The sequence below is a fragment of the Halpernia sp. GG3 genome (genome assembly GCF_052976925.2).
Map to the genome: position 1 here is coordinate 370,877 of NZ_JBRIIR020000017.1, position 22,557 is coordinate 393,433.

At 34.0% G+C, this 22,557-nt stretch carries 20 protein-coding genes; 16 read left to right on the forward strand and 4 right to left on the reverse strand.

What is annotated here, in order from left to right:
* Positions 1-120: 120 nt before the first annotated feature.
* From dnaB to ACVBED_RS11240, 11 genes are all read left to right on the forward strand, one after another.
* Positions 121-1,701, forward strand: coding sequence for a replicative DNA helicase (gene dnaB / locus ACVBED_RS11190; RefSeq protein WP_447120352.1), 1,581 nt, complete (start codon positions 121-123; stop codon positions 1,699-1,701).
* 110 nt (positions 1,702-1,811) lie between these two features.
* Positions 1,812-2,288 carry a ribonuclease HI gene (gene rnhA, locus ACVBED_RS11195; protein ID WP_447120353.1) on the forward strand — a complete coding sequence of 159 codons (477 nt, stop codon included), beginning with the start codon at positions 1,812-1,814 and terminating at the stop codon, positions 2,286-2,288.
* Between the two features lie 138 nt (positions 2,289-2,426).
* Positions 2,427-2,900: a hypothetical protein gene (locus ACVBED_RS11200; protein ID WP_447120354.1), complete on the forward strand. Its 474-nt coding sequence runs from the start codon at positions 2,427-2,429 to the stop codon at positions 2,898-2,900.
* Between the two features lie 5 nt (positions 2,901-2,905).
* A complete protein-coding gene (gene nadB, locus ACVBED_RS11205; protein ID WP_447120355.1) occupies positions 2,906-4,477 on the forward strand; it encodes an L-aspartate oxidase in 1,572 nt (523 codons plus the stop codon).
* Between the two features lie 48 nt (positions 4,478-4,525).
* Positions 4,526-5,374: a sulfurtransferase gene (locus ACVBED_RS11210; RefSeq protein ID WP_473095013.1), complete on the forward strand. Its 849-nt coding sequence runs from the start codon at positions 4,526-4,528 to the stop codon at positions 5,372-5,374.
* A gap of 55 nt (positions 5,375-5,429) precedes the next feature.
* Positions 5,430-6,317: a carboxylating nicotinate-nucleotide diphosphorylase gene (gene nadC, locus ACVBED_RS11215; protein ID WP_473095014.1), complete on the forward strand. Its 888-nt coding sequence runs from the start codon at positions 5,430-5,432 to the stop codon at positions 6,315-6,317.
* Between the two features lie 62 nt (positions 6,318-6,379).
* Positions 6,380-9,694, forward strand: a complete 3,315-nt coding sequence (locus ACVBED_RS11220) for a TonB-dependent receptor (RefSeq protein WP_473095015.1) — start codon at positions 6,380-6,382, stop codon at positions 9,692-9,694.
* Between the two features lie 354 nt (positions 9,695-10,048).
* The gene (locus ACVBED_RS11225) at positions 10,049-12,628 is read left to right on the forward strand and encodes a TonB-dependent receptor (RefSeq protein ID WP_473095016.1); all 2,580 of its coding nucleotides are present in this window, start codon (positions 10,049-10,051) and stop codon (positions 12,626-12,628) included.
* Between the two features lie 87 nt (positions 12,629-12,715).
* On the forward strand, positions 12,716-13,156 hold the full coding sequence (locus ACVBED_RS11230; RefSeq protein ID WP_447120361.1) for a hypothetical protein: 441 nt from the start codon (positions 12,716-12,718) through the stop codon (positions 13,154-13,156).
* Between the two features lie 232 nt (positions 13,157-13,388).
* Positions 13,389-14,378 (forward strand): aspartate-semialdehyde dehydrogenase, encoded by a 990-nt coding sequence (locus ACVBED_RS11235; protein ID WP_447120362.1) that lies wholly within the window; start codon positions 13,389-13,391, stop codon positions 14,376-14,378.
* Positions 14,379-14,410: 32 nt separating this feature from the next.
* Entirely contained in the window at positions 14,411-15,412 is a 1,002-nt protein-coding gene (locus tag ACVBED_RS11240) for a cation diffusion facilitator family transporter (protein WP_447120363.1), read from the forward strand.
* 6 nt (positions 15,413-15,418) lie between these two features.
* On the opposite strand, the gene ACVBED_RS11245 is transcribed toward ACVBED_RS11240, so the two are convergent.
* Complete coding sequence (locus tag ACVBED_RS11245; protein ID WP_447120364.1) at positions 15,419-15,862, reverse strand: exosortase F system-associated membrane protein; 444 nt, start codon at positions 15,860-15,862, stop codon at positions 15,419-15,421.
* 4 nt (positions 15,863-15,866) lie between these two features.
* Positions 15,867-16,397 carry an exosortase family protein XrtF gene (gene xrtF, locus ACVBED_RS11250; RefSeq protein WP_447120365.1) on the reverse strand — a complete coding sequence of 177 codons (531 nt, stop codon included), beginning with the start codon at positions 16,395-16,397 and terminating at the stop codon, positions 15,867-15,869.
* 47 nt (positions 16,398-16,444) lie between these two features.
* On the opposite strand from xrtF, the gene ACVBED_RS11255 reads away from it, so the two are divergent.
* Both ACVBED_RS11255 and ACVBED_RS11260 read left to right on the forward strand, forming a co-directional pair.
* Complete coding sequence (locus ACVBED_RS11255; RefSeq protein WP_473095017.1) at positions 16,445-17,428, forward strand: phosphotransferase; 984 nt, start codon at positions 16,445-16,447, stop codon at positions 17,426-17,428.
* Positions 17,429-17,475: 47 nt separating this feature from the next.
* Complete coding sequence (locus ACVBED_RS11260) at positions 17,476-17,886, forward strand: RapZ C-terminal domain-containing protein (RefSeq protein ID WP_447120368.1); 411 nt, start codon at positions 17,476-17,478, stop codon at positions 17,884-17,886.
* Here the strand turns inward: ACVBED_RS11260 and ACVBED_RS11265 are convergent.
* The gene (locus tag ACVBED_RS11265) at positions 17,883-18,914 is read right to left on the reverse strand and encodes a proline iminopeptidase-family hydrolase (protein WP_447120369.1); all 1,032 of its coding nucleotides are present in this window, start codon (positions 18,912-18,914) and stop codon (positions 17,883-17,885) included. The two genes, ACVBED_RS11260 and ACVBED_RS11265, sit on opposite strands and share 4 nt — an antisense overlap.
* Positions 18,915-19,010: 96 nt before the next feature.
* Here ACVBED_RS11265 and ACVBED_RS11270 point away from each other — a divergent pair, with 96 nt between their 5' ends.
* Genes ACVBED_RS11270 through ACVBED_RS11280 form a run of 3 tightly spaced genes read left to right on the forward strand, consistent with a single transcriptional unit; the run spans position 19,011 to position 20,952 of the window.
* Positions 19,011-19,724, forward strand: a complete 714-nt coding sequence (locus tag ACVBED_RS11270; RefSeq protein WP_447120370.1) for a nucleotidyltransferase family protein — start codon at positions 19,011-19,013, stop codon at positions 19,722-19,724.
* Positions 19,721-20,440 carry an LOG family protein gene (locus tag ACVBED_RS11275; protein ID WP_447120371.1) on the forward strand — a complete coding sequence of 240 codons (720 nt, stop codon included), beginning with the start codon at positions 19,721-19,723 and terminating at the stop codon, positions 20,438-20,440. The genes ACVBED_RS11270 and ACVBED_RS11275 overlap by 4 nt, the downstream gene beginning before the upstream one ends.
* 41 nt (positions 20,441-20,481) lie before the next feature.
* Entirely contained in the window at positions 20,482-20,952 is a 471-nt protein-coding gene (locus ACVBED_RS11280; RefSeq protein ID WP_447120372.1) for a DUF6702 family protein, read from the forward strand.
* 199 nt (positions 20,953-21,151) lie between these two features.
* Here the strand turns inward: ACVBED_RS11280 and ACVBED_RS11285 are convergent, their stop codons facing one another.
* Positions 21,152-22,546 (reverse strand): M949_1556 family lipoprotein, encoded by a 1,395-nt coding sequence (locus tag ACVBED_RS11285; protein WP_447120373.1) that lies wholly within the window; start codon positions 22,544-22,546, stop codon positions 21,152-21,154.
* Positions 22,547-22,557: the final 11 nt, after the last annotated feature.

Consider the following 22,557-nt stretch of genomic DNA (forward strand, 5'->3'; position numbering starts at 1 on the left):
TTTCAACTTACTAACATTAAATATTTTTTAAAGCAATGATAATCAATAATTTAATAACTATTTTAAAAGAATGTTAGTTAGTAATTTTCCTTAAAAGTTTTATTATTTTATCTTTGTTGAATGGCTCAGAAAGAAACACTTTCCTCATTAATTCATGGGAATTTCGCAAAAGAATTATCGATTTCAGACGGAAAAATGCCGCCAAATGCGATTGAATTTGAAAAATTAGTTCTTGGTTCTTTCTTGATTGATAGGAAAGGTCTGGATTATGGAATTGATCTTTTAAAAGCAGATGTTTTTTACGATCCGCGTCATCAGGAAATATTTACCGTAATTACTTCTTTATTTGAAGATAATGCACCCGTAGATTTAATGACTGTTATTCAGGAATTAAAAAAAACCGAACGTCTAAGTTCTGCTGGCGGAGATAATTACATAATAGATTTAACTTTAGCCGTAAGTTCTTCCGCGCACATTGAATACCACATTAGAATCGTTTTAGAAAAATTCATTTTACGTTCGCTAATTAATGTTTCCGCAAATGTGATTGACTCTTCTTATAAAGAAACGACCGATGTTTTTGAATTATTAGATAAAGCAGAACAGTCTTTCTTTGATATTACCAACGGAACCATTAAAAAAGGCTTTGATACCGCTAATTCATTGGTGAAAGAAGCAATAGAGAAAATAAAATTACTTCGTGACAAAGAAGGAATTTCTGGGATTCCATCTGGTTTTTCTGGAATTGACAAAGAAACTGGCGGTTGGCAAAATTCAGATCTAATTATTATTGCAGCGCGTCCTGCCATGGGAAAAACTGCTTTTTTATTGTCAATGGCAAGAAATATTGCCGTAGAACATAAAATCCCATTGGCATTATTTTCTTTAGAAATGGCTTCAGTTCAATTGATTACTAGAATGATTGCTTCTGAAACTGGTATTTCTTCCGAGAAATTACGAAAAGGACAAATGAGCGATGAAGAATGGGAAATTTTATTTAGAAATGTTTCTGAATTGGAAAACGCACCCTTGTTTATTGATGAAACACCTTCACTTTCTGTTTTTGATTTCCGTGCAAAATGCCGCAGATTGGTAATGCAACACGGTGTAAAAATAATAATGGTAGATTATTTACAATTAATGACCGCAAATTCTGGAAAAGGCGGTGGTGGTGGAAATCGTGAACAGGAAATTGCAATGATCTCCCGCTCTTTAAAAGCCATCGCAAAAGAATTAAATGTTCCGGTAGTTGCGCTTTCGCAACTTTCTAGAAGTGTAGAAACTCGACCTGGAAAGAGACCACAACTTTCAGATTTGCGTGAATCTGGTGCCATTGAGCAAGACGCAGATATTGTTTCCTTTATTTTCCGTCCAGAATATTATAAGATTGGCGTTTGGGATAATGATCCAGAAGGCGAACAAACAAGCACAGACAATCAGGCAGAATTAATTATCGCCAAACATAGAAATGGTGCAACATCTGAAGTTCGCATGTCTTTTTATAAAAATATAGCCAAGTTTGCAGACCTCAATTTATATGGCGGCGCAAATGATTATCAAACATCCGATAAAAATAAAGAAATGTCAGGTTTTGAAAAACTCAGAACAACCATTGATCCAGGCGCCGCGTTTGATCTTCCAAAAAAACCAAATGTTTCAGGTTCAGCAATGAATGATAACGATGACGGAATGCCATTCTAAATTTTCTCAAAAAATAATTAGGATTTTTACTTCTCGCAGATTTAGCAGATGACGCAGATTGATAAAAAATCTGCTTAATTTGCTAGAGAAAACTACTTAAATAAAAAAACTTGAGAATTGATATTTATACAGACGGCGCTTGCAGTGGAAATCCTGGTAAAGGTGGTTTCGGTATTGTAATGGAAGTCGCTGAGAAAAATTTTTCTAAAAATTTCGCCCAAGGTTTCCGTTTAACGACCAATAACAGAATGGAACTGTTAGCGGTAATTGTGGCTTTAGAACAATTGAAAAATCCAGAAGAAGACGTTCACATTTTCACTGACAGCAAATATGTTTCTGAAGCCATCAACAAAAAATGGTTGCAAAACTGGGTGAAAATTGGTTTTAAAAATAAAAAAAATCCAGATCTGTGGCAAAGATTATTGCCTTTAATTAAAAAACACACCGTTGCATTTCATTGGATAAAAGGTCACGCAGGACATCCACAAAATGAAATTTGCGATCAGATCGCGGTAAAAGCATCAAAAAGTGAAATTCTGAAAATTGATGATTATTTTGAAAAACAGAAAGATGGCGGATTATTTTAACTGAAAATTTGTTTAAATTTGGTTGGTATTTAGTTTAGCCTTGTTAAGGGTTTTGAAACTTGACAAGGCTTTTTAAAATGTAATTTAAATTAATTTATCATTTTGAAAGAAATTTCGAGTAAAATCCCTGTTTAACGTATGCTTGTAATTAAAAAAATAGATTTAAAATCATCAAGTAGTCAATCAATTGAGAACTTTTTAAGAGAGTATTCGATTAGGAAAGGTAAGATGATCGAATTTGCGAGTAATTCAGGCTATCAAAAAATTACGGACAAATACTTTTTTGCTAATGAAAATGATAAATATTTTGAGGCAACAAGGATTAAATATCCTTTCGAAAATATTTTACCAAGATTAATTTTAAAAATCGACAAAAGTAATTTTCAAAAGATAAAAGTTCGCTACAGTCTAATTTCTGGAATATATATTTTCTTTTTATATTTAATTTTATTCCTTTTTTTAGGATTTACAATTTTTAAAAATAATTTTAACGGGGATGTTTCATTCATTCTTATTCTAATTTTAATTCAATTTTTAACAACTTTATTAGAATACAAATTGACATTTAAAACGGTTAATAAAATAGTCAATTCAACTTCAACAGAAAATTAAACTAAATGATCAAAGCAGACGTTCTCGTAATCGGTTCCGGAATTTCCGGGCTTTCTTACGCTATAAAAATTTCCGAAAAAATGTCCGAAGCGAAAATCATTATCGTCACAAAAGCCGATGAAGATGAGAGCAATACAAAATATGCGCAAGGCGGTTTGGCGGTTGTTACAGATCTGGATCACGATACTTTCCAAAAACATATTGATGACACCATGCGCGCCGGCGACGGTGAAAATGATCTTTCTGTTGTAAAAATGGTCGTAGAAGAAGGTCCGAAACGTTTTAAAGAACTGGTAGATTGGGGAACAAATTTTGACGAAAAAGATGGCGAACTGATGCTCGGAAGAGAAGGCGGTCACACGGAAAACAGAATTGTGCACCACAAAGATATTACCGGCGCAGAAATAGAACGCGCGCTTTTAGAAACCGTCAACAACTCAAAAAACATCGAAATGTTGCCGTATCATTACGTGATTGATTTAATTACGCAGCACCACGTTCCTGGAAAAGAACTAGATGAAGGAAATATCAATTGTTACGGCGCTTATATTTTAGATGAAAAATCTAAGAAAATCAAAAAAATCACGGCGAAAATAACTTTAGTTGCAACCGGCGGCGCAGGTCACGTTTATAAAAACACGACCAATCCAATTATAGCGACGGGTGACGGAATTGCTTTTGTGGCGCGTGCAAAAGGTAAGGTTTCAAATATGCAGTATTATCAGTTTCATCCAACGGCGCTTTACAGTAAAATCGATGGGATGTTATTTTTAATTTCGGAAGCCGTCCGTGGCGATGGTGCAAAATTGCGCTTGAAAAATGGAGAACCTTTCATGGCAAAATATGACAAGCGGGAAGAATTAGCCTCGCGAGATATCGTGGCAAGGGCGATTGATAATGAAATGAAAATTACGGGTGATGAGTTTGTAGGACTTGACTGCCGGAAGATGAGCAAAGAAAAATTTCTAGAACATTTTCCTAATATTTATAAAAAATGCCTGGATGAAGGCGTTGATCCTTTTAAAGATCTGATTCCGGTAGTTCCGGCGTGTCATTATCTTTGCGGCGGAATTGAGACTGATAAAGACGGACAATCTTCCATTCAAAATTTGTTTGCCGTGGGCGAATGCACGAATTCTGGTTTGCACGGCGCGAATCGTTTGGCTTCCAATTCTTTGTTAGAAGGTCTGGTTTTTGGACATAATGCGGCCATGAAAACCGTTAAACTTTTAGATAAAAATCAATTTAATTTTGACGATTTAAAAGCGATTCCGGAATGGAACGAAGAAGGTATGAAATTGTTAGATGAAATGGTTTTGGTAAGTTATCTGCGGAAACAATTGCAAGAAATGATGAGTGATCTGGTAAGCATTGTTCGTAGTAATGAGCGTTTAGAAATCGCTTTAAAGAAACAAAAAGAAATATCTGATGCCGTGCAGGAACTTTATAATTACGCCTTGCTTTCCCCAAAACTTTCCGAGTTGCGGAATTTAGTAAATATTGCGGAACTAATTATCGTTCAGTCGATTGCGATGAAGGAAAACAAAGGCGCTTTTTATAATAAGGATTTGGTTTAAATAGTATTGATAAATGATGCTAAAAATAAAATTTATAAAAAATAATCTATGAAATTTTCCCCAATAATTTCCGCAAACGAATTAGCAAAAATTTTAAATCAGAAATATTTAATCATTGTTGATGCTGGAAGTGGCGGAACTTCTTATGATGATTATTTAGAAAAACATCTGGAAACTGCACTTTATGTAGATTTAAATAGAGACTTGGCAGAAGTTTCAGAAGATCCTAAAAACGGCGGAAGACATCCACTTCCAAGTTTGGAAAAATTTGCTGAGGTTTTACAAAATTTGGGAATTGATGAAAATTCACATCTTATTATATATGACAATAAAAATTCTACGAATGCCGCGCCGCGATTTTGGTGGATGTTGAAAGCGGCAGGAATTGAAAATATACAAGTTTTAGATGGCGGTTTGCAAATGGCGGAGAAAGAAGGATTAAAAATTACGACTATCATTACTGAATCCAAATTAACGACAGAGAAACTAAAAATTAAAAATTGGAAATTACCTTTAGTTGATATTAATTTTATTGAGAAAAATTCTGAAAACCCTGAGTTTAAAGTAATTGATGTCCGTTCAAAAGAAAGATATGATGGCAAAGAAGAACCAATTGATTTAATTGCAGGACATATTCCAGAAGCGATAAATATTCCGTTTTCTGAAAACATGAATGCAGACGGCACTTTAAAAGACAAAGAAATTTTAAAGGAAAAATACCAGAAAATATTTCAAAATACTTCATTGGAAAACATTGCAATTCATTGCGGTTCTGGCGTAACTGCGTGCAATACTTTACTAGCTTTAGATTATGCAGGTTTAGAAATCCCAAATCTTTACGTTGGTTCCTGGAGTGAATGGTCGAGAAATGATAAGGAAATAGCGACAAATATTTAGTATTAAATAAATGAAATCTGTAAGATTCGCGAATTCAAAAAAATAATATAAAAAGATGAGCAAAAAACCAAAATACGTAAGCGATAAAAATTTAAAAACATTTATAAAAGCTGCCTTAGAAGAGGATATTTTGGATGGTGACCATTCCACTTTATCAACTATCCCAAAAAATTTGGTGCAGACCGCTCAACTTTTGGTGAAAGAAGATTGCATTTTGGCAGGTGTTGAAATGGCACAGATTATTTTTAAAACCTTTGATAAAAATTTAGAAATAAATGTTTTTATTAACGACGGCGAAGAAGCAAAAGTTGGTGATATTGCCTTTATCATAAAAGGAAATGCACGGTCAATTCTTTCCACGGAGCGTTTGGTTTTAAATTGTATGCAAAGAATGAGCGGCATTGCAACTTTGACCCACGATTGGAATTCCAGATTAATCGGTACAAAAACGAAACTTTTAGATACCAGAAAAACAACGCCTAATTTCAGGATTTGTGAAAAATGGGCCGTTGCGATTGGCGGTGGAACTAACCATAGATATGGGCTTTATGATATGATCATGCTGAAAGACAATCACATTGATTATAACGGAAGTATCACGAAAGCCGTAAAAATGGCTAAAGATTATGTTCAGGAGAAAAAATTGAAATTAAAAATAGAGGTTGAGACCAGAAATCTGGAGGAAGTTGCAGAAGCCTTAAAATCTGGAGCAGACAGAATTATGCTTGACAATATGGATGTAGAAATGATGAAAAAAGCCGTAAAAATTGTGGGCAATAAATGTGAAACCGAAGCATCGGGTGGAATTTTAAGGGAAGATTTGAAAGATATTGCAAAAACTGGTGTTACATTTATCTCTGCAGGTGCGCTCACACATTCTGCAAAAAATATTGATTTGAGTTTAAAGGCGGTGAAAATGGAAAAAAATTTAATATTTGATTAATATAGGAATTGTTGATTAACTATAAATTTGCAGAAAATTTTACTACTAAAAACTTAAAACCCATGAAAAAAAGTTTAATATTTGTTGGTTTACTTGCAAGCACAATGTACTTTGCACAAGTAACATCTTCAGAAATTACTGGTACTGTACGAGATGAATCAAACAACCCTATTGCGTCGTCTGTAACAGTGATTCACGTTCCTTCTGGAACACGCTATGTTACAAAATCTAATAAGGATGGTATTTTCGTGCTACCAGACGTTAGGGTTGGAGGGCCTTACAAAATTCTCGTAACGGGTGAGAATGCTAAAGAGGGCGAGCAAGAAAATATTTATACGAGCCTAGGAAACACTTCAAATGTTAATATTGTACTTGGTGAAAAATCAAAAACAATAGAAGCCGTTGTAATAAATGGTGCAAGAAGAGGAATAATTAATTCCAATGCAACAGGGCCGTCCTCAACCTTTGACGCCAATTCAATAAGCAGAACCCCTTCTATCTCCAGATCAATAAATGACGTTACAAAGTATAATCCATATAGTAATGGCAATTCTTTTGGCGGACAGGATTCGAGATTTAATAATTTCACAATTGATGGTGCCGTTTTTAATAATGGTTTTGGTCTAGGTAGCCAGGCTCAAGCAGGTGGAAGAACTGGCTATGGCTCGGTTTCATTAGATGCAATACAAGAGATACAGGTTAATGTTGCACCATTTGATGTAAAACAATCTGGTTTTGCGGGAGGCGCAATAAATGCGGTTACAAGAAGTGGAACAAATGAATTGGCGGGTTCTTACTACAGTTTTTTCAATAATAATGATTTAATTGGCAAAAAAGCTTACGGAGTTCACCTTTCAAGCAATTCTTTTCAAAATAGAACAAATGGCTTTAGAGTAGGAGGACCAATTATCAAGAATAAATTGTTCTTTTTTGGAAATGTTGAGTTTGCAGATGGGACGCAACCAGCATTGAATTATTCCGCTACAGGAAATCCGGGCATTCAGGCAGCAACAACCGCTGCAGATCTTAATAGTCTTAGTGCTTTTATGAAGCAGTATTTGAACTATGATCTAGGTCAAATTGATAATTACAACAAACCTTCCAAAAGTAAGATTTATTTAGGAAGAATAGATTGGAATATTAATGATCATAATAAATTATCAGTTCGTTATGACCACCATGATAGTAGCAGTTATCAGGTAATTAGTAATAGCAACTCATCTGCAACTGCTGGATACGGAAATAGAAATAATTTGTTAACGGCAATTTCCGGTCAAAATACGGGTTACAATATTCAAGATAACACAAGGTCTATTGCAGTAGAATTAAACTCAAGTATTTCTTCTAAATTATCTAATCAATTTTTAGCAACATATAATAAGCAGATTGAAGATAGAACTTATCTTACGCCAGGTATTTTTCCAACGATTGACATATTAAACGGTTCGGGTATCAATCAAACCAATGGAACTGCGACATACACATCTGTTGGTATGGATCCATTTACGCCAAATAATAAGTTAAATTACTCCACATTAAATTTAACGGATAACGTAAAAGTTTCATTAGGAACACATACGATCACAGCTGGTGTTTCTTACGAGAAATTTATCTCAAATAACTTGTTTTTCTACGCATCGAATGGCGTTTGGACCTATAATGATATTCAAGATTTTAGAAATGCCGTCTTATCATCTTTAGGAAAACCGTTAGAAGGTGGTGCAACTTCTGCTCCACAAGCGAGAAGATTTAACTATGCTTATACGCTATTACCAGATGGTCAGTTGCCATACCAAACATTTAAAATAAATACATCTAGTGCTTATATACAAGATGCATTTAAGGCAACAGATAATTTTAGATTATATTATGGTGCAAGATTAGATTATGTGGATATTCCAAATACTGCTGCACAATATACAAACACTAATGTTTTGGGAATGACATTTTATAAGGAAGACGGCACTCCTTTTAATATCAATACAGGAAGTTTGCCTAAAGCTCATCTTTATATTTCGCCTAGATTCGGTTTCAATTGGGATGTTAAAAACAATAAAACAACTCAGGTTCGAGGTGGAACGGGTGTTTTCTTGTCTAGACTTCCTTATGTATTGATCAGCAATCAATTGGGAAATAACGGTGTTAATATTGGTAGAGTATCTGCGAACAATACGACTGCTTATCCATTCACTTTAGACCCTTCTGTTTACACGCCAAAAAGTACTGCGACAGCTACAGGATTTAATATTAATTATACAGACCCTAATCTTAAAATGCCACAAGTTTGGAAAACCAGTTTAGGAGTTGACCAAAAATTAAACGCTTTAGGTGGACTAGTTGCAACGGTTGAAGGTATTTATACTAAAAACATCAATGCTTTATATTATTATGATGCTAATTTTAAACCCTCCACAAGCAATTTCACCGGTCAAGATCCACGTGCGATCTACACATTAGCAACAAGGTATAACCCAACTATTGGCGCTGCTTATGTTCTTGCTAATACTAATAAAGGCTATTATTATTCATTGACAGCAAAATTAGAAAAACCAATTTCTAATAACTGGGGTGGACTAGTTGGATACACTTATTCTAAAGCCTATGATTTGGCTTCAGTTGGAAGTACTGTTAACGTAAATATACCTTCAACTATAGGAATAAATAATCTTACTGATGGATATGGTGATAATGATTTGAGGCATAACATTGTTGGTACACTAAGTTACAAATTTAATTACGGCAGCGGTCTATTTGGAGGTGCTACAACTATTTCCTTGGGTATGTTTGCGAGAAGCGGCTATAAATTTAGTTATGTTACAAGTGGTGATATTAACACGGATGGACAAAATGGAAATGATTTAATTTACGTCCCAGTTTCCGCTTCTCAATTAAAATTCGTACCTCTTACAGTGGGTTCGGGACTAACGGCCGTAACTTATTCAGCAGCAGATCAAGCGGCCGCTTTCGACTCTTTCGTTAATGGTAATAAATATCTTAGTGATAGAAAAGGACAATATGCACAGAGAAATGGTGCGGCAGTTCCATGGCTTACCAGATATGATTTAAGTATCGCTCAGGACTTAATTGCAAGAACTGCGATCAATGCCAAAGCAAATCAGTTTCAAATCAGATTCGATATTTTAAACGTTGGAAATCTAATCAATAACAAATGGGGTGTTTCACAATCAGTTGTAAATTCTGCACCATTAGTTTACAAAGGTAAAGACGTTTCTGGTGCACCAACTTACACTATTGCTACTCAAGTTGATCAAGCAACAGGAAAAACTATTTTACTTAGAGATTCTTTCCAAAGAAACGCTTCTATTAATGATGTTTTTCAAGTACAAATTGGATTGAGATATACGTTTAATAAGTAAATCATCAATTTTAAATTTATAAAAGACCCAGCAACCTGCTGGGTCTTTTTTATTTCAAAATTTTAATGTAAAAAAATTGTCGTTACTGGCGTTACTGGCGTTACTTTCGTCTCTGCCGGCGCATTAACACATTCTGCCAAAAATATTGATTTAAGTTTAAAAGCAGCGAAAATATAATTAATTCACATTTAAGAAATGTAATACTTATCATAAACTGTGTTGTAGTGGACTTTTAGCTAATTTTATGATAAAATAGTTAACGAAATATTAAAATTTAACATTTCGTTAATGGTAGTTCCAAAAAAAAAAGCGATTTTTGCACTCAACTTAAGATACTTAATAAACAATTTAGTTATGAATTTAGTTAAAAAATCAATGTTTACGGCATTAATAACACTTTCCACGGCGAGTGTCTACTATGCTCAAAGTGTGAAAGATACACTTAGTAAAGAAAAATCTATTGATGAGATAGTTATTAGCGGTGTTGCTGATATCGCAAAAGATAGAAAAACACCCGTTGCGGTTTCTACTATCAAAGAAGCTCAGATCATTGAAAAATTGGGAAATCAAGAGTTTCCTGAAATTTTAAATAGCACTCCTTCTGTATACGCTACCAAAGGTGGCGGTGGTTTCGGAGATGCCAAATTAAACATTAGAGGTTTTACTCAGGAAAATATTGCCGTAATGATAAATGGCGTTCCTGTTAACGACATGGAAAACGGATCAGTTTATTGGAGTAACTGGGCGGGCTTATCTGACGTAACTTCAGCAATGCAGGTGCAAAGAGGATTAGGTTCTTCTAAGTTGGCTATTGCTTCTGTTGGTGGAACAGTAAATATTCTTACTAGAGCAGCTGACCGAAAAGAGGGTGGAAAAGTTTCTTTTGGTTTTGGTAATGATGGTTACGTGAAAACTACCGCAGCTTATAACACTGGTAAAAATGCTAAAGGTTGGTCCGCATCATTTTTATTAAGCAGAACTGGGGGTTCTACTTACGCAAGCGGAACTCAATTTGAAGGCTATAATTATTACTTCGCTTTAGGATGGCAGCCAAATGCAAAAAATGATTTTCAGTTTACGCTAACTGGTGCACCACAAACGCACAATCAGCGTGCTTTCGAGATTAAATTGCAAAAATTAATAGATAGAGGTTCTTATGACAGTCCAGACAGAAGATATAATGAGCAGGAAGGTGTTTTAAATGGAGGAGAATATACTTTTAGAAGAAACTATTATCACAAACCCGTAATGTCTTTAAACTGGGATTGGAAAATTTCAGACAATTCTAAATTAAGTACTGTAGCTTATGCTTCTTTTGGTAGAGGTGCTGGTACTGGTGATTTAGGAAGTGTAGGTGGAAAAAGAGCGAGTGATCCTAGTTTTCAAACTGCAGATGGCTTGATTAACTTTGATAAGATCATCGCTGCGAACGCGGCTTCTACCCCAGATAAAGGAGTTTTGATTAGACGATCTTCTGTCAATTCCCATAACTGGTTTGGTTTAATTACAAGTTTTAACCAAAAAATCAATGATAATTTAAACTTCTCAGTTGGTTTTGACGGTAGATATTACCATGGCTATCACTATCAGTTAGTAAGTAACCTTTTGGGTGCTTCTGCCTATAAAAACACAACGGATTTAAATAACAATCCCAATTACGTTTCTAATACTTTTGCATCAAATTTAAACTTCAACCCATTTGGGGGCAAGATCAACGATAGAAAAGATCAGATTGGTTACAGTAATGATGGATTGGTTAGATGGTATGGTGGATTTGGTCAGTTAGAATATTCCAATGAAACTATTTCTGCCTTCGTTCAAGGTGCCGTTTCACAGCAAGGTTTTCAAAGAGTTGATAATTTTATCGTAGACGGACAAACAACTTTAAATGGTAAATTGGTATCTGCTACAAATCAGCCTTCTGCTACAAATCCTTTATTATATGCAAAAACGGGTTATAAAAATTTAACAGGTTACAATGCGAAAGCAGGCGTTAATTATAATATTGACGAGCGAAATAATGTTTTCGTGAATGCAGGTTATTATTCTAAGCAGCCTTTCTTAAATGCCGTTTATCCAAACAACAAAAATTTCGTAAATCCAAACTTAACCAATGAAAAAATCTTCGGTATGGAAGCAGGTTATGGTTTTAGAGCATCTTGGTTAAATGCAAATATTAACGGATACAGAACAGACTGGAAAGATAGATTTTTAAGAACTCCACAGAGAGTTGTAAGAACGTCAGATAAGGTTGTGATCAATGGTTATGCTAATATCCAAGGTGTCGAAGAAATTCACCAAGGTTTAGAATTTGAAGCAAATTCAAGAATTAATAATTTTGTGACTATTAATGCAATGTTTTCTGTTGCGAACTGGCATTACAAAGGAAATGCAGTAGGGTCAGTTTTTGATGAAACTAACCAACCAATCAATGACGCAGGAGAAGTCGTAACAAACGGTCAGGCAGCACAAAGAACACTTTATTTGGATAAAGTTAAAGTTGGTGATGCAGCACAAACTACTGCATCATTAGGCTTTACATTAATGCCTGTAAAAGATTTTAAATTTGATGCAGCTTATAGATATGTAAATCAGTTATACGCTAATTTAAATATTTCAGATTTTTCTACGCAAGGAAAATCAGCTTTGGAATTGCCAAGTTATGGTTTGTTTGAAGTGGGAGCGTCTTATAAATTTCGTTTGCCAAATGAAAAACAATCTTTTGTAGTTAGGGCTAATGTATATAATTTATTAAATACTTACTTTATTCAAAACTCTTACACGAATATTCAATCTTCAGATAAAGTTAGTAGCGCAGCAAATGCGCCAACTTATGATCAATCTGGTCTCGTATATCATGGTGTTGCAACAGATAACCAAGTATTCTTCGGTTTCGGAAGAACATTTTCAGTAAACGTTGCTTATAATTTCTAAAAACAAGTTTTTTATAACTAGTAAATCCCGGTCTTATCGCCGGGATTTTTTTATATTTGTATTTCTTATTAAACAAAAAAACAAAATATGGATTTTTACAACGTTTTTCTTAATGCTCACAAAGGTATCGGCTATCTTGTATTACTTTTAGTTGCGCTTTTTATAATTTCACTCTTAGTTTGCATGTTTGGTTATTCAGGTAAAATATCAAAACTTTTAAAGAAATCTACACTTTTCACGATGATTTCTTTTCATACACAGGTTTTGGTTGGTGTTCCTTTACTTTTAATATTTTCACCTGGTTTTAAAGCGGCTTTAGCATCCGGTACTTTAATGAAAGACGCCTATGCAAGACATACTTACGTAGAGCATCCATTCTCAATGTTGGTTGGTGCAATTTTGTTAACGGTCATTTACAGATACATGAAAACGCATGACACAATTGCCATGAAAATCGTAATAATGGGTGTAGTGGCAGTTGCTTTGTTTGCTTATGCATTTCCTTGGATGCGTGTTTTCGGCGCATAACTTCATTGCGGGGAAAATGGTCAAACAATCTTTTATGTCCTTTTTTTGGGCAGCATTTTCCGCCTTCCACTCTCAATCTTTTTGCATCGAACTTAGATAATTGTCAGAATAATTTTAGACAGCAAAAAGGATTTCCGTTCAAGTCGGGCTGTAAAGTCCCCGCTAACAGTAAGATAATCTCTTAAAAACCGATTCCTTAAGTTAGAAATAGTAAAATAATATTTATAATAAGATGAAAATAGCCATAGTTGGCGCCACCGGAATGGTTGGTCAGGTAATGTTAAAAGTTCTTGAAGAAAGAAATTTTCCTGTAACAGAATTATTTCCTGTTGCTTCAGAAAAATCTGTTGGTAAAATTATAAAATTTAAGGACAAAGAGTATAAAATTATTTCAATGCTGGACGCAATTTCTGCAAAACCAGACATCGCCTTATTCTCTGCGGGAGGTAGTATTTCTTTAGAATTTGCACCTAAGTTTGCTGCTGCCGGTACAACAGTTATTGATAATTCTTCCGCTTTCCGGATGAATATTGCAAACAAATTAATAGTACCAGAGATCAACGCAGAAACACTCACAAAAGAAGATAAAATTATTGCCAATCCCAACTGCTCCACAATCCAGTTAGTAATGGTTTTACATCCTTTAAATCAAAAGTATAATATAAAACGTGTGGTGATTTCCACTTACCAATCTGTAACAGGAACAGGCAAAAACGCCGTAGATCAGTTAAACGCCGAAGTTCTAGGTGATAAATCTAAAAAGGTTTATCCTTATGAAATCTTTAAAAATGCATTGCCGCATTGTGATGTTTTTTCTGACGATGACTACACCAAAGAAGAAATAAAATTAATGACGGAACCCTTGAAAATTTTGGGTGATGATACTTTTAAATTAACCGCAACTGCCGTAAGAGTACCTGTACAAGGTGGTCATTCAGAAAGTGTAAATATCGAATTTGAAAATAATTTCGTTGTAAATGACGTTAAAGAATTATTAGCAAAAACATCTGGAATTATTTTACAGGATGATGTAAAAAATAATATTTATCCGATGCCACTCTATTCTGAAGGCAAAGATGAAGTTTTTGTCGGCAGAATTCGCCGTGATAAATCACAGCCAAAAACTTTAAATATGTGGATCGTTTCGGATAATCTTCGCAAAGGTGCCGCTACAAACGCGGTGCAAATCGCAGAATATTTGCTAAAAAATAATTTGGTTTAAAAAAGATGAGCGCCCAAAAGGGGCGTTTTTTTATGGATAAAGAAGTAGAAATATCTAAAAAAAACTTTGCATTTCAAAGAAACGTCGCCATAATTGGTGTCCTGATTTTCTTTGGGAAATTATTGGCGTGGCGATTAACAAATTCCGATGCCATATTTTCCGATGCTATGGAAAGTATTGTGAACATTATTGCTGCATTCATGGGATTATATTCACTATATCTTGCCTCAAAACCTCGCGATGAAGATCATCCATATGGACACGGAAAAGTAGAATTTATAACTTCGGGTATTGAAGGTGCGCTAATTATTTTTGCAGGTTTAATGATTATTGGGCAGGCGGTTGCCTCTTTAATTAGTAAAAACACTTTAGATCAGATTGATTTTGGTATTTATATCGTTGCGGCCACGGGAATTGTCAATTATCTGATTGGTTATATCAGTTTGAAAAAAGGTAAAGCAGAAAATTCCTTTGTGTTAGAAAGTTCCGGTAGACATTTGATGGCAGATACCATTACTACTTTTGGCGTAATTATCAGTTTAATAATAGTTTATTTTACTAAAATATTTTGGATTGATGCGCTTGTTGCTTTACTTTTTGGGGTATATATAATAACGGTCGGTTATAAAATTGTGCGAAAATCTTTGAGTGGGATCATGGACGAAGCTGACCCTGAAATGCTACGAAAAATGGCAACTTTTTTAAATAATAACAGAAAATCTACTTGGATAGATTTGCATAATACCAAAATCCAGCAGCACGGAAGCCGTTTGCACGTAGACGCACATCTGACTTTACCTTGGTATTTTGAACTTCGGGATGCTCATAAAGAGATGGAAGAGTTACTTTTGTTGATCGTCAAAAACTCTGACCGTAAAATGGAATTTAATATTCACATGGATGACTGTAAAGAATTTTCCTGTGAAATTTGTGAAGTGCCAGATTGCCCGGTCCGGCAGCATTTATTTAAGAAAAAAATTATCTGGGATGAGAAGAATATCTCGCAGATTCAGAAGCATTCAATCGAAAATTAAACAATTTTAAATTCCCAAACCTTTTTCTAACTGTGTTTTCCGATAATAAAACAGTGGTATAATCACCAATAAAATGAGTGGCTGTATTACAAATCTTCGCATGTAAAACGAAAATAAATAGCCAATTTCAAATTTGTTGTAGATACAAAATAAATAGAGCGCAAAAGTGATAGCAAAAATTATAAGTATTAAAATTAAAGCCTGAATTGTCCATTTTTTATTTTGAAATAATGATTGAATAATAATTAAAGATAAGATTACATTTAAGGCAAACCTCAAGATATAGTTTAATATTAAAGGCGTCCATTGAAAATCAGGAAATGATGCATTTATGTCTGCACTTTTAAAAAAAGCCAAAAAAGGATCATAAAATAAAATGTTCTCCAATGAGCGAACTGCAATTAATCCTGAAATACCTAAAATAAAAAAAATCCATTTTAAATTTTTCATTAATTTATTTTTTTAAATTTTCTAAAACAAAAAACTTAATCCAAACGAGCCATAGAATGACAATTGTTCCGTATATAATTGCGGGGAAAAGATATTCATGAGCCAGGTGATCATATTGTGGAAAATTCACTAGGATAATATTTAGCAATGCAATTCTAATTACATTCATAATATGTATCACAACTACCCCCACTGCTGCGAAAAGAAAGGTTTTGGCACCTTTGTAAAAAACAAAAATAAAGGCTACAAATAAAATCATGATAGAAATGCCATTACAACCTTCTACCATGCGGGAAATGTAATTACTATTAACATAAAACCAAGTCGTATGGTACTTACCATCGTCAATCAACAGTGTTTTATAGCCAAAAAAATTCTGGCAAAAGCCGCTTTGGTCTGCAACCCATTTTGAGAATGGATCGATGGCGGAACTTTGAAAATAATTCAGATAAAATTGGTAAGCAAAAAGTAAAACAAGGTAAATAAGGATAAACCTTAAAATGACTTTTAAAATAGGTAAAAAATCCTTGAACATCCAGCAAATATACTAAAATCTGCAATTTTCACTATATTTGTTTTCTAATGGACGAAAAGGAAATTATCGATTTTTTCAACGGTACTTTTGATGAAAAAGCACAGAAATCCTTCGCTTTACCGCAAAGCGGCTCTTCGCGGAAAAATTATATCGTAGAAAATGCAAAAGAAAAATATGTATTAACTTATAATTCTAATATTGCTGAGAATCAAGCTTTTTTCTATTTCACTCGGCTTTTTTCAGCTTTAAATTTGAACACTCCTCAGCTTTTTAAAATTAATGCTGAAGATAATTTATATATTCAAAGTTATTTGGGTAAGGAAACTTTGTCAGAAATTATCGCGATAGAAGGAGAGTCGGAAAGGGTTAAAATACTGGTTCAGAAATCACTGCAGAGATTATTTACACTGCAAAACCTAACGGGAAATAAGATTGATTATAGCAAAACATTTGAATATAAAAGCTATAATAAACTTCCAATTTTAAATGATTTATTTTATTTTAAAAATTTTTTTGTAGATGTTTTAGAATTGCCTTACCAAAAAGCAAAATTAATTTCTGAGTTTTTAGAATTAGTTGAATTATTAGAAAATATTCAGCCGCGAGGTTTAATGTTACGTGATTTTCAATCTAGAAATATAATGATCGATAAAGATGAGGTTTATTTTATAGATTATCAATCAGCGATGGAAGGGCCGTTAATGTATGATGTCGTATCATTCCTTTTTCAGGCAAAGGCTAATTTTTCAGAAAATTTTAAAAATGAAATGATTGATTTTTATTTAAAACTTTGGGAAAATAAAGAAAAAAAAAAACAGCTAGAAATTTCATTAGAACCTTTGCAACTTATTCGCTTTCTACAAGTGTTGGGCGCTTATGGTTTTCGGGGATTAGTTCAAAAAAAATCACATTTCATCACCAGTATTGACAAAGGTGTTGAAAATATTCAAAATTTTGCTCATTCTTGGGATGGTATGAAAAATTATCCCGAGCTTAAGAAATTGATCAGTAATTTAAACATAGGGCGATAAGACAGATTTTTATAATTATAAATCCTTGAAGGATAAAAATTAAATATATGATTTTAACAATAGAATTGCACAGTTTTTCCTACAAAAAAGGTGGTATTCCAAAAGATAATTCCGGAAATGGCGGTGGCTTTTGTTTTGACTGCAGAGGAATTTTAAATCCAGGAAGAATTGAAGAATTTAAAATACAAACCGGTCAGGAAAAAGGCGTACAGGATTTTTTAGAACAAAAAACTAAAATGCCCGATTTTCTTTTAGCGGTAAAAAATATGATATCAATTACGATTGAAGATTATTTAGCTAGAAATTTTGAGCATCTACAAATTAATTTTGGATGTACTGGCGGGCAGCACCGCTCGGTTTATTCGGCGGAAAAAATCGCAGAATTTATTAAAAATAATTATCCTGAAATTAAGGTTAAATTATTTCATGATGAACAACCGCAGTTGATTGTGAATTAGAATTTACCAGAATTTACATTATTTATAAAAGAAATAACACCGGTCATGAACACTTTTTGATCATCCCACATTGCAAGATGGCTGCCATTTGGACAGTAAAGATAGTGGCCGTTTTTCACCATTTTACTTTGCGCTTCCATCGCCTTAGGATCCATTGTGTCGTATTTTGCACCAATCATCAAAGTAGGAACCGTGATATTTTTTAATTGATCTTTAATATCCCAATTGGCTAATCGTCCGCTAATTCCAAATTCACTTGGACCTTGCATTAATGTGTAAATTTCATTATTAACGTGCTTAAATGAGCGTTCAACAGCATCTGGCCAAACTTTTAATCTGCAAAGATGCTCGTGATAAAAATTGGGTGTCAAAAGTTCCATATATCTGGGATTGGAAAAATCTTTTTTTCTTTCTAATTCTCTTATTTCAGCCAACACTTCGGGCTTCATTTGTTTCCCTAAAATGTCAGAATATCTTCCATATTCGGGTGCACTTGCCACCATATTTCCCACTAAAAGACCTTTCAGATTTTTCTGATATTTTAAAGCGTATTCCATTGCAAGAATTCCACCCCAAGAATTTCCTAAAACATAAAAATTGTTTTTGTCTGCGCCAATTGCTTTTCTTACCTGTTCCACTTCATCCACAAAACGATTGATTGTCCAAAGGCTGTCATTTTTTGGTTGATCGCTGTAATAAGAACCCAATTGATCATATTCATAAAACTCAAAACCTTCTCTCTGGAAAAAAGTCTCAAAACACTCCATATATTCATGCGTCATTGCCGGTCCACCGTGAAGCAATAGAATTTTTATTTTCGGATTACTGCCAAACCGTTTCGTCCAAACTCTAAAATTACCAACAGGTGTCTTTATAGGGATCATTTTCACACCACCAGTTTCGACAGAATCTTTCCCATAATTAAAATAATTAGATAAAGTTATCGATTGATTGTCAGATTTTTCTTTACAAGAATTTAAAAATAAAACAGTGAAAAAAACGTAAAACAGTATATTTTTGAACTTCATATTAGATTTTTTTAGAATTTATTGAACTGCTTAAAATTAAACATTTATTTTTGTACAACTATAAAAAATTTAAGTATAATTTATCAAAGATAAAAAATGAAAGCATTAATTTTTGCCGCTGGAAAAGGTACACGCTTAAAACCATTTACTGATAATCATCCAAAAGCCTTAATTAAAGTAAACGGAGTGCCACTTTTGGAAAGAAATATAAAATATTTACAAGCTTTTGGCATTAATGATTTTGTAATCAATGTGCATCATTTTGGAGATCAAATTGTAGAATTTCTTCGAGAAAATGATAGTTTTGGTGCGCAAATCACTATTTCAGATGAGAAGGATGGTCTTCTAGAAACTGGAGGAGGCTTATTTTTTGCGCAAAAATATTTGCAAGATGAAGATGATTTTTTAATAATGAACGCTGATATTTTAACGGATCTGGAACTTAATATATTAATCGAAGAGCATCAGAGCAGAAGAAATTTTGTTACTTTAGCGGTTTCAGACCGTAAGAGCTCCAGGAAGCTGTTATTTAATAAAGAACAAATTTTACGCGGATGGCTAAATGTAGAATCTGGGGAGCAAAAACTTGCTGAATTTAATAATGACTTTAAACCAATGGCTTTTAGCGGAATTCATTGCGTAAGTAAAACAATTTTTAATAAAATAAAACGCCGCGGAAAGTTTTCTATAATGGAAGAATATTTGGATATGATGAAAACCGATATTATCAAAGGTTTTTTTCACAATGCTAATTTAATCGATGTGGGAAAACCGGAGGCAGTAGCGACGGCAGAAAAACTATTTATATGACAGACGATAATAATTTAGAAGACAAAAGATTAAAGGACAGTTTTCGCCAAAAAACTTGGGATGAAACCGTTACTAAAGACAGCTGGATGGTTTTTAAAGTAATGGCAGAATTTGTAGATGGTTATGAAAAGATGTCCAAAATTGGACCTTGTGTTTCTATTTTCGGATCTGCAAGATTGAAGGAGGACAACTATTATTACCAGATGGCGATAGAAATTGCTAAAAAAGTCACCGAATTAGGTTTTGGTGTAATTACTGGCGGTGGGCCAGGTTTAATGGAAGCCGGGAATCGTGGTGCGCATGAAGGCGGTGGCAAATCTATTGGTTTAAATATAGAGTTGCCTTTTGAACAACATTTTAATCCTTATATTGACAAGGGATATTCTATGGACTATGATTATTTTTTCGTGAGAAAGGTGATGTTCGTAAAATACTCTCAAGGATTTATTGTATTACCGGGTGGTTTTGGAACGTTGGATGAATTGATGGAAGCTTTGACTTTAATTCAGACAAAAAAAATTGGACGTTTCCCAATCGTTTTGGTGGGTTCAGAGTTTTGGGGTGGCCTTCTCGACTGGTTTAGAAATACGCTTTTAAAAAATGGAACTATCGGCGAAGAAAATTTCAATCTCTTCAGAGTTGTTGATACAGCAGATGAGGCCGTTGCCCATATAAAAGCGTTTTACGATAAATACTCTGTAAATGTAAATTTTTAATTGGCATATGATTTGAGCATTACTTAGTCTAAACAAACAAAATGAAAAAATTTATATATATATCGTGCATTTTAATGTCTCTCGTTCTGATGAGTTTCATCACTTCAGATTTCTTTTCGTCAATGACGAAAGTTGATTATGTTGATGGAAGCAAAACTTTAAAATTCACAACAAAAATGAATGTGGAACATATTTCCAATGCATTAAATATCAATCCAAACACTGCAGGATTTGAGGCAGAGGTGAAAAAATATGTCAACAATAAATTTGCCGTTTCCGTAAATGGATCACCTTTAAGATTAACCTTCACAGGTAGTCAGGTTAACGGGGAATCCGTTTGGGTTTACTTCGAGGCGGGCGGAGTTTCAAATATCAGCGCATTAAAAATAAATAATTCCCTTTTATTAGAGACCTACCCAAAACAGGTGAATATCGTAAATATTGCCTATAAAGGAAGTCAAAAAACAATGACTTTTCAGCGAGGGCGAGAATCTAACGAAGTCAGCTTTTAGCGAAGTGTTAAACATTAAATTAGAAACCATTCCGAGTATTTTTGGGATGGTTTTTTTAGTGCTATTTGTAATTAATTTAATATCTAAATTTTCCTATTAGAAGAACTTTTTTTAAAACCCTTTTCTTAATTTGCGGTACATTTAAAAACCCACCGCTGATTTGAAGTGGCTTTAAAAGTAGTTTTTTTTTAGGGCGTATTTACTTTATTGTAATATTATCTAATTGAATTGTAGTAGTTGCGCCGGTACTCGCGCCGGAATATTCAAAAACTACGAAACCATTTCCGGTTAATGCAGTAGGAAAATTATATGTTCCAGCAGATACAAAATTACCATAGGCATTTGCTGGCGATTTTGGAATGATGAAATTAGAAGTAATATCGTTCAAAGTCGCTGCGGAAATGTCACCCAGAGCTTTATAATTTGTGGTTGTGTATACTTTTAGTACATCGCCGTTATAATAGCCACTATTCACATCAAACTTTACCGAATTAGCAGCTGTAAAATCAACTGGAATGATAAAGTAAGTTTTGTAGGCACCAGAACCTGAATTTGCTCCAAGTTGTATGTATTGATTACCGCTAAAAGTTTTAAGCTGCCAATATCTGTTTCCTATAAAAGCATCATTAACGTATTTTGGAAAAGTTTCTAAATTAGTTGTTAAGCTATAGGAATCAAAATTTTCTGTAAATGACCCGGAATAAGTTATTGCTGTACCACCTTTAGGAGGCTTTGGATTATAACGCGTTCCACTTGCAGGAATATTAACATCTGCTAAACTTCTAACAAGATTTTGCCACACAAGACTATATCGACTTACAACAAAGGTTATAATACCATTTCCAGTAGGTAATAAAGTTTTGCCTCCCGTGAAAAATGCTGAGTTTCTTATAATTGAACTGCTTCCAGTATTATCTTCAACATTTCTATCGCTATCTACGCCTGCTCCGGCAACGTAATCTAAGTAGGTTTTTCCTAAATCTGTGGCTGTAAATTGTACATTTTTCACTGTGACTAAAGTGTTAATATATTTTGGGTCTTTTGCTGCAGCTAAACTTGGCAATTCAGTTGGTTTAATCTGCACGATTTCCATAGCTGCGCCATTACAGACACCAGCGATGTAGCGGGAGAAAAGAGAAGCTGGAATTCTACCAATCGCAAACGCCGGATCTGCAGAGCCAAGTTTTATGGTGCCACGATCAGTTCCTAAAACCAACCCATTTGCCTTAATTCTTATGTGACTCCCAACCGGGAAATCTGCATAGTTACTGGCTCTATCTACTTCCATCTGAAGTCCCACGGTTGGATTTTCCGGTTTGTCTTGAAATGAAATGGTTTTGTAAAAGTTTCCACTTTCATCTGAAGAAATAACATACGCATCAAATATTATAGCTATACCTGTAGCTGGGATCGTAATAGTGCCATTGGAAGGTGCCATAGCAACAAATGCAAGCATTGTAGTAGTCGATGCGTCAAATCTATTAGTACAATTAATAGGTGGCGTTTGCCATTCATTACTTCTTACACAAGCTGTAAGTGTAAAGAGTGCAAAAGCGAGAGTAAGAATTGTTTTTAAATATTTTTTTACATTCATTATTTCAACTT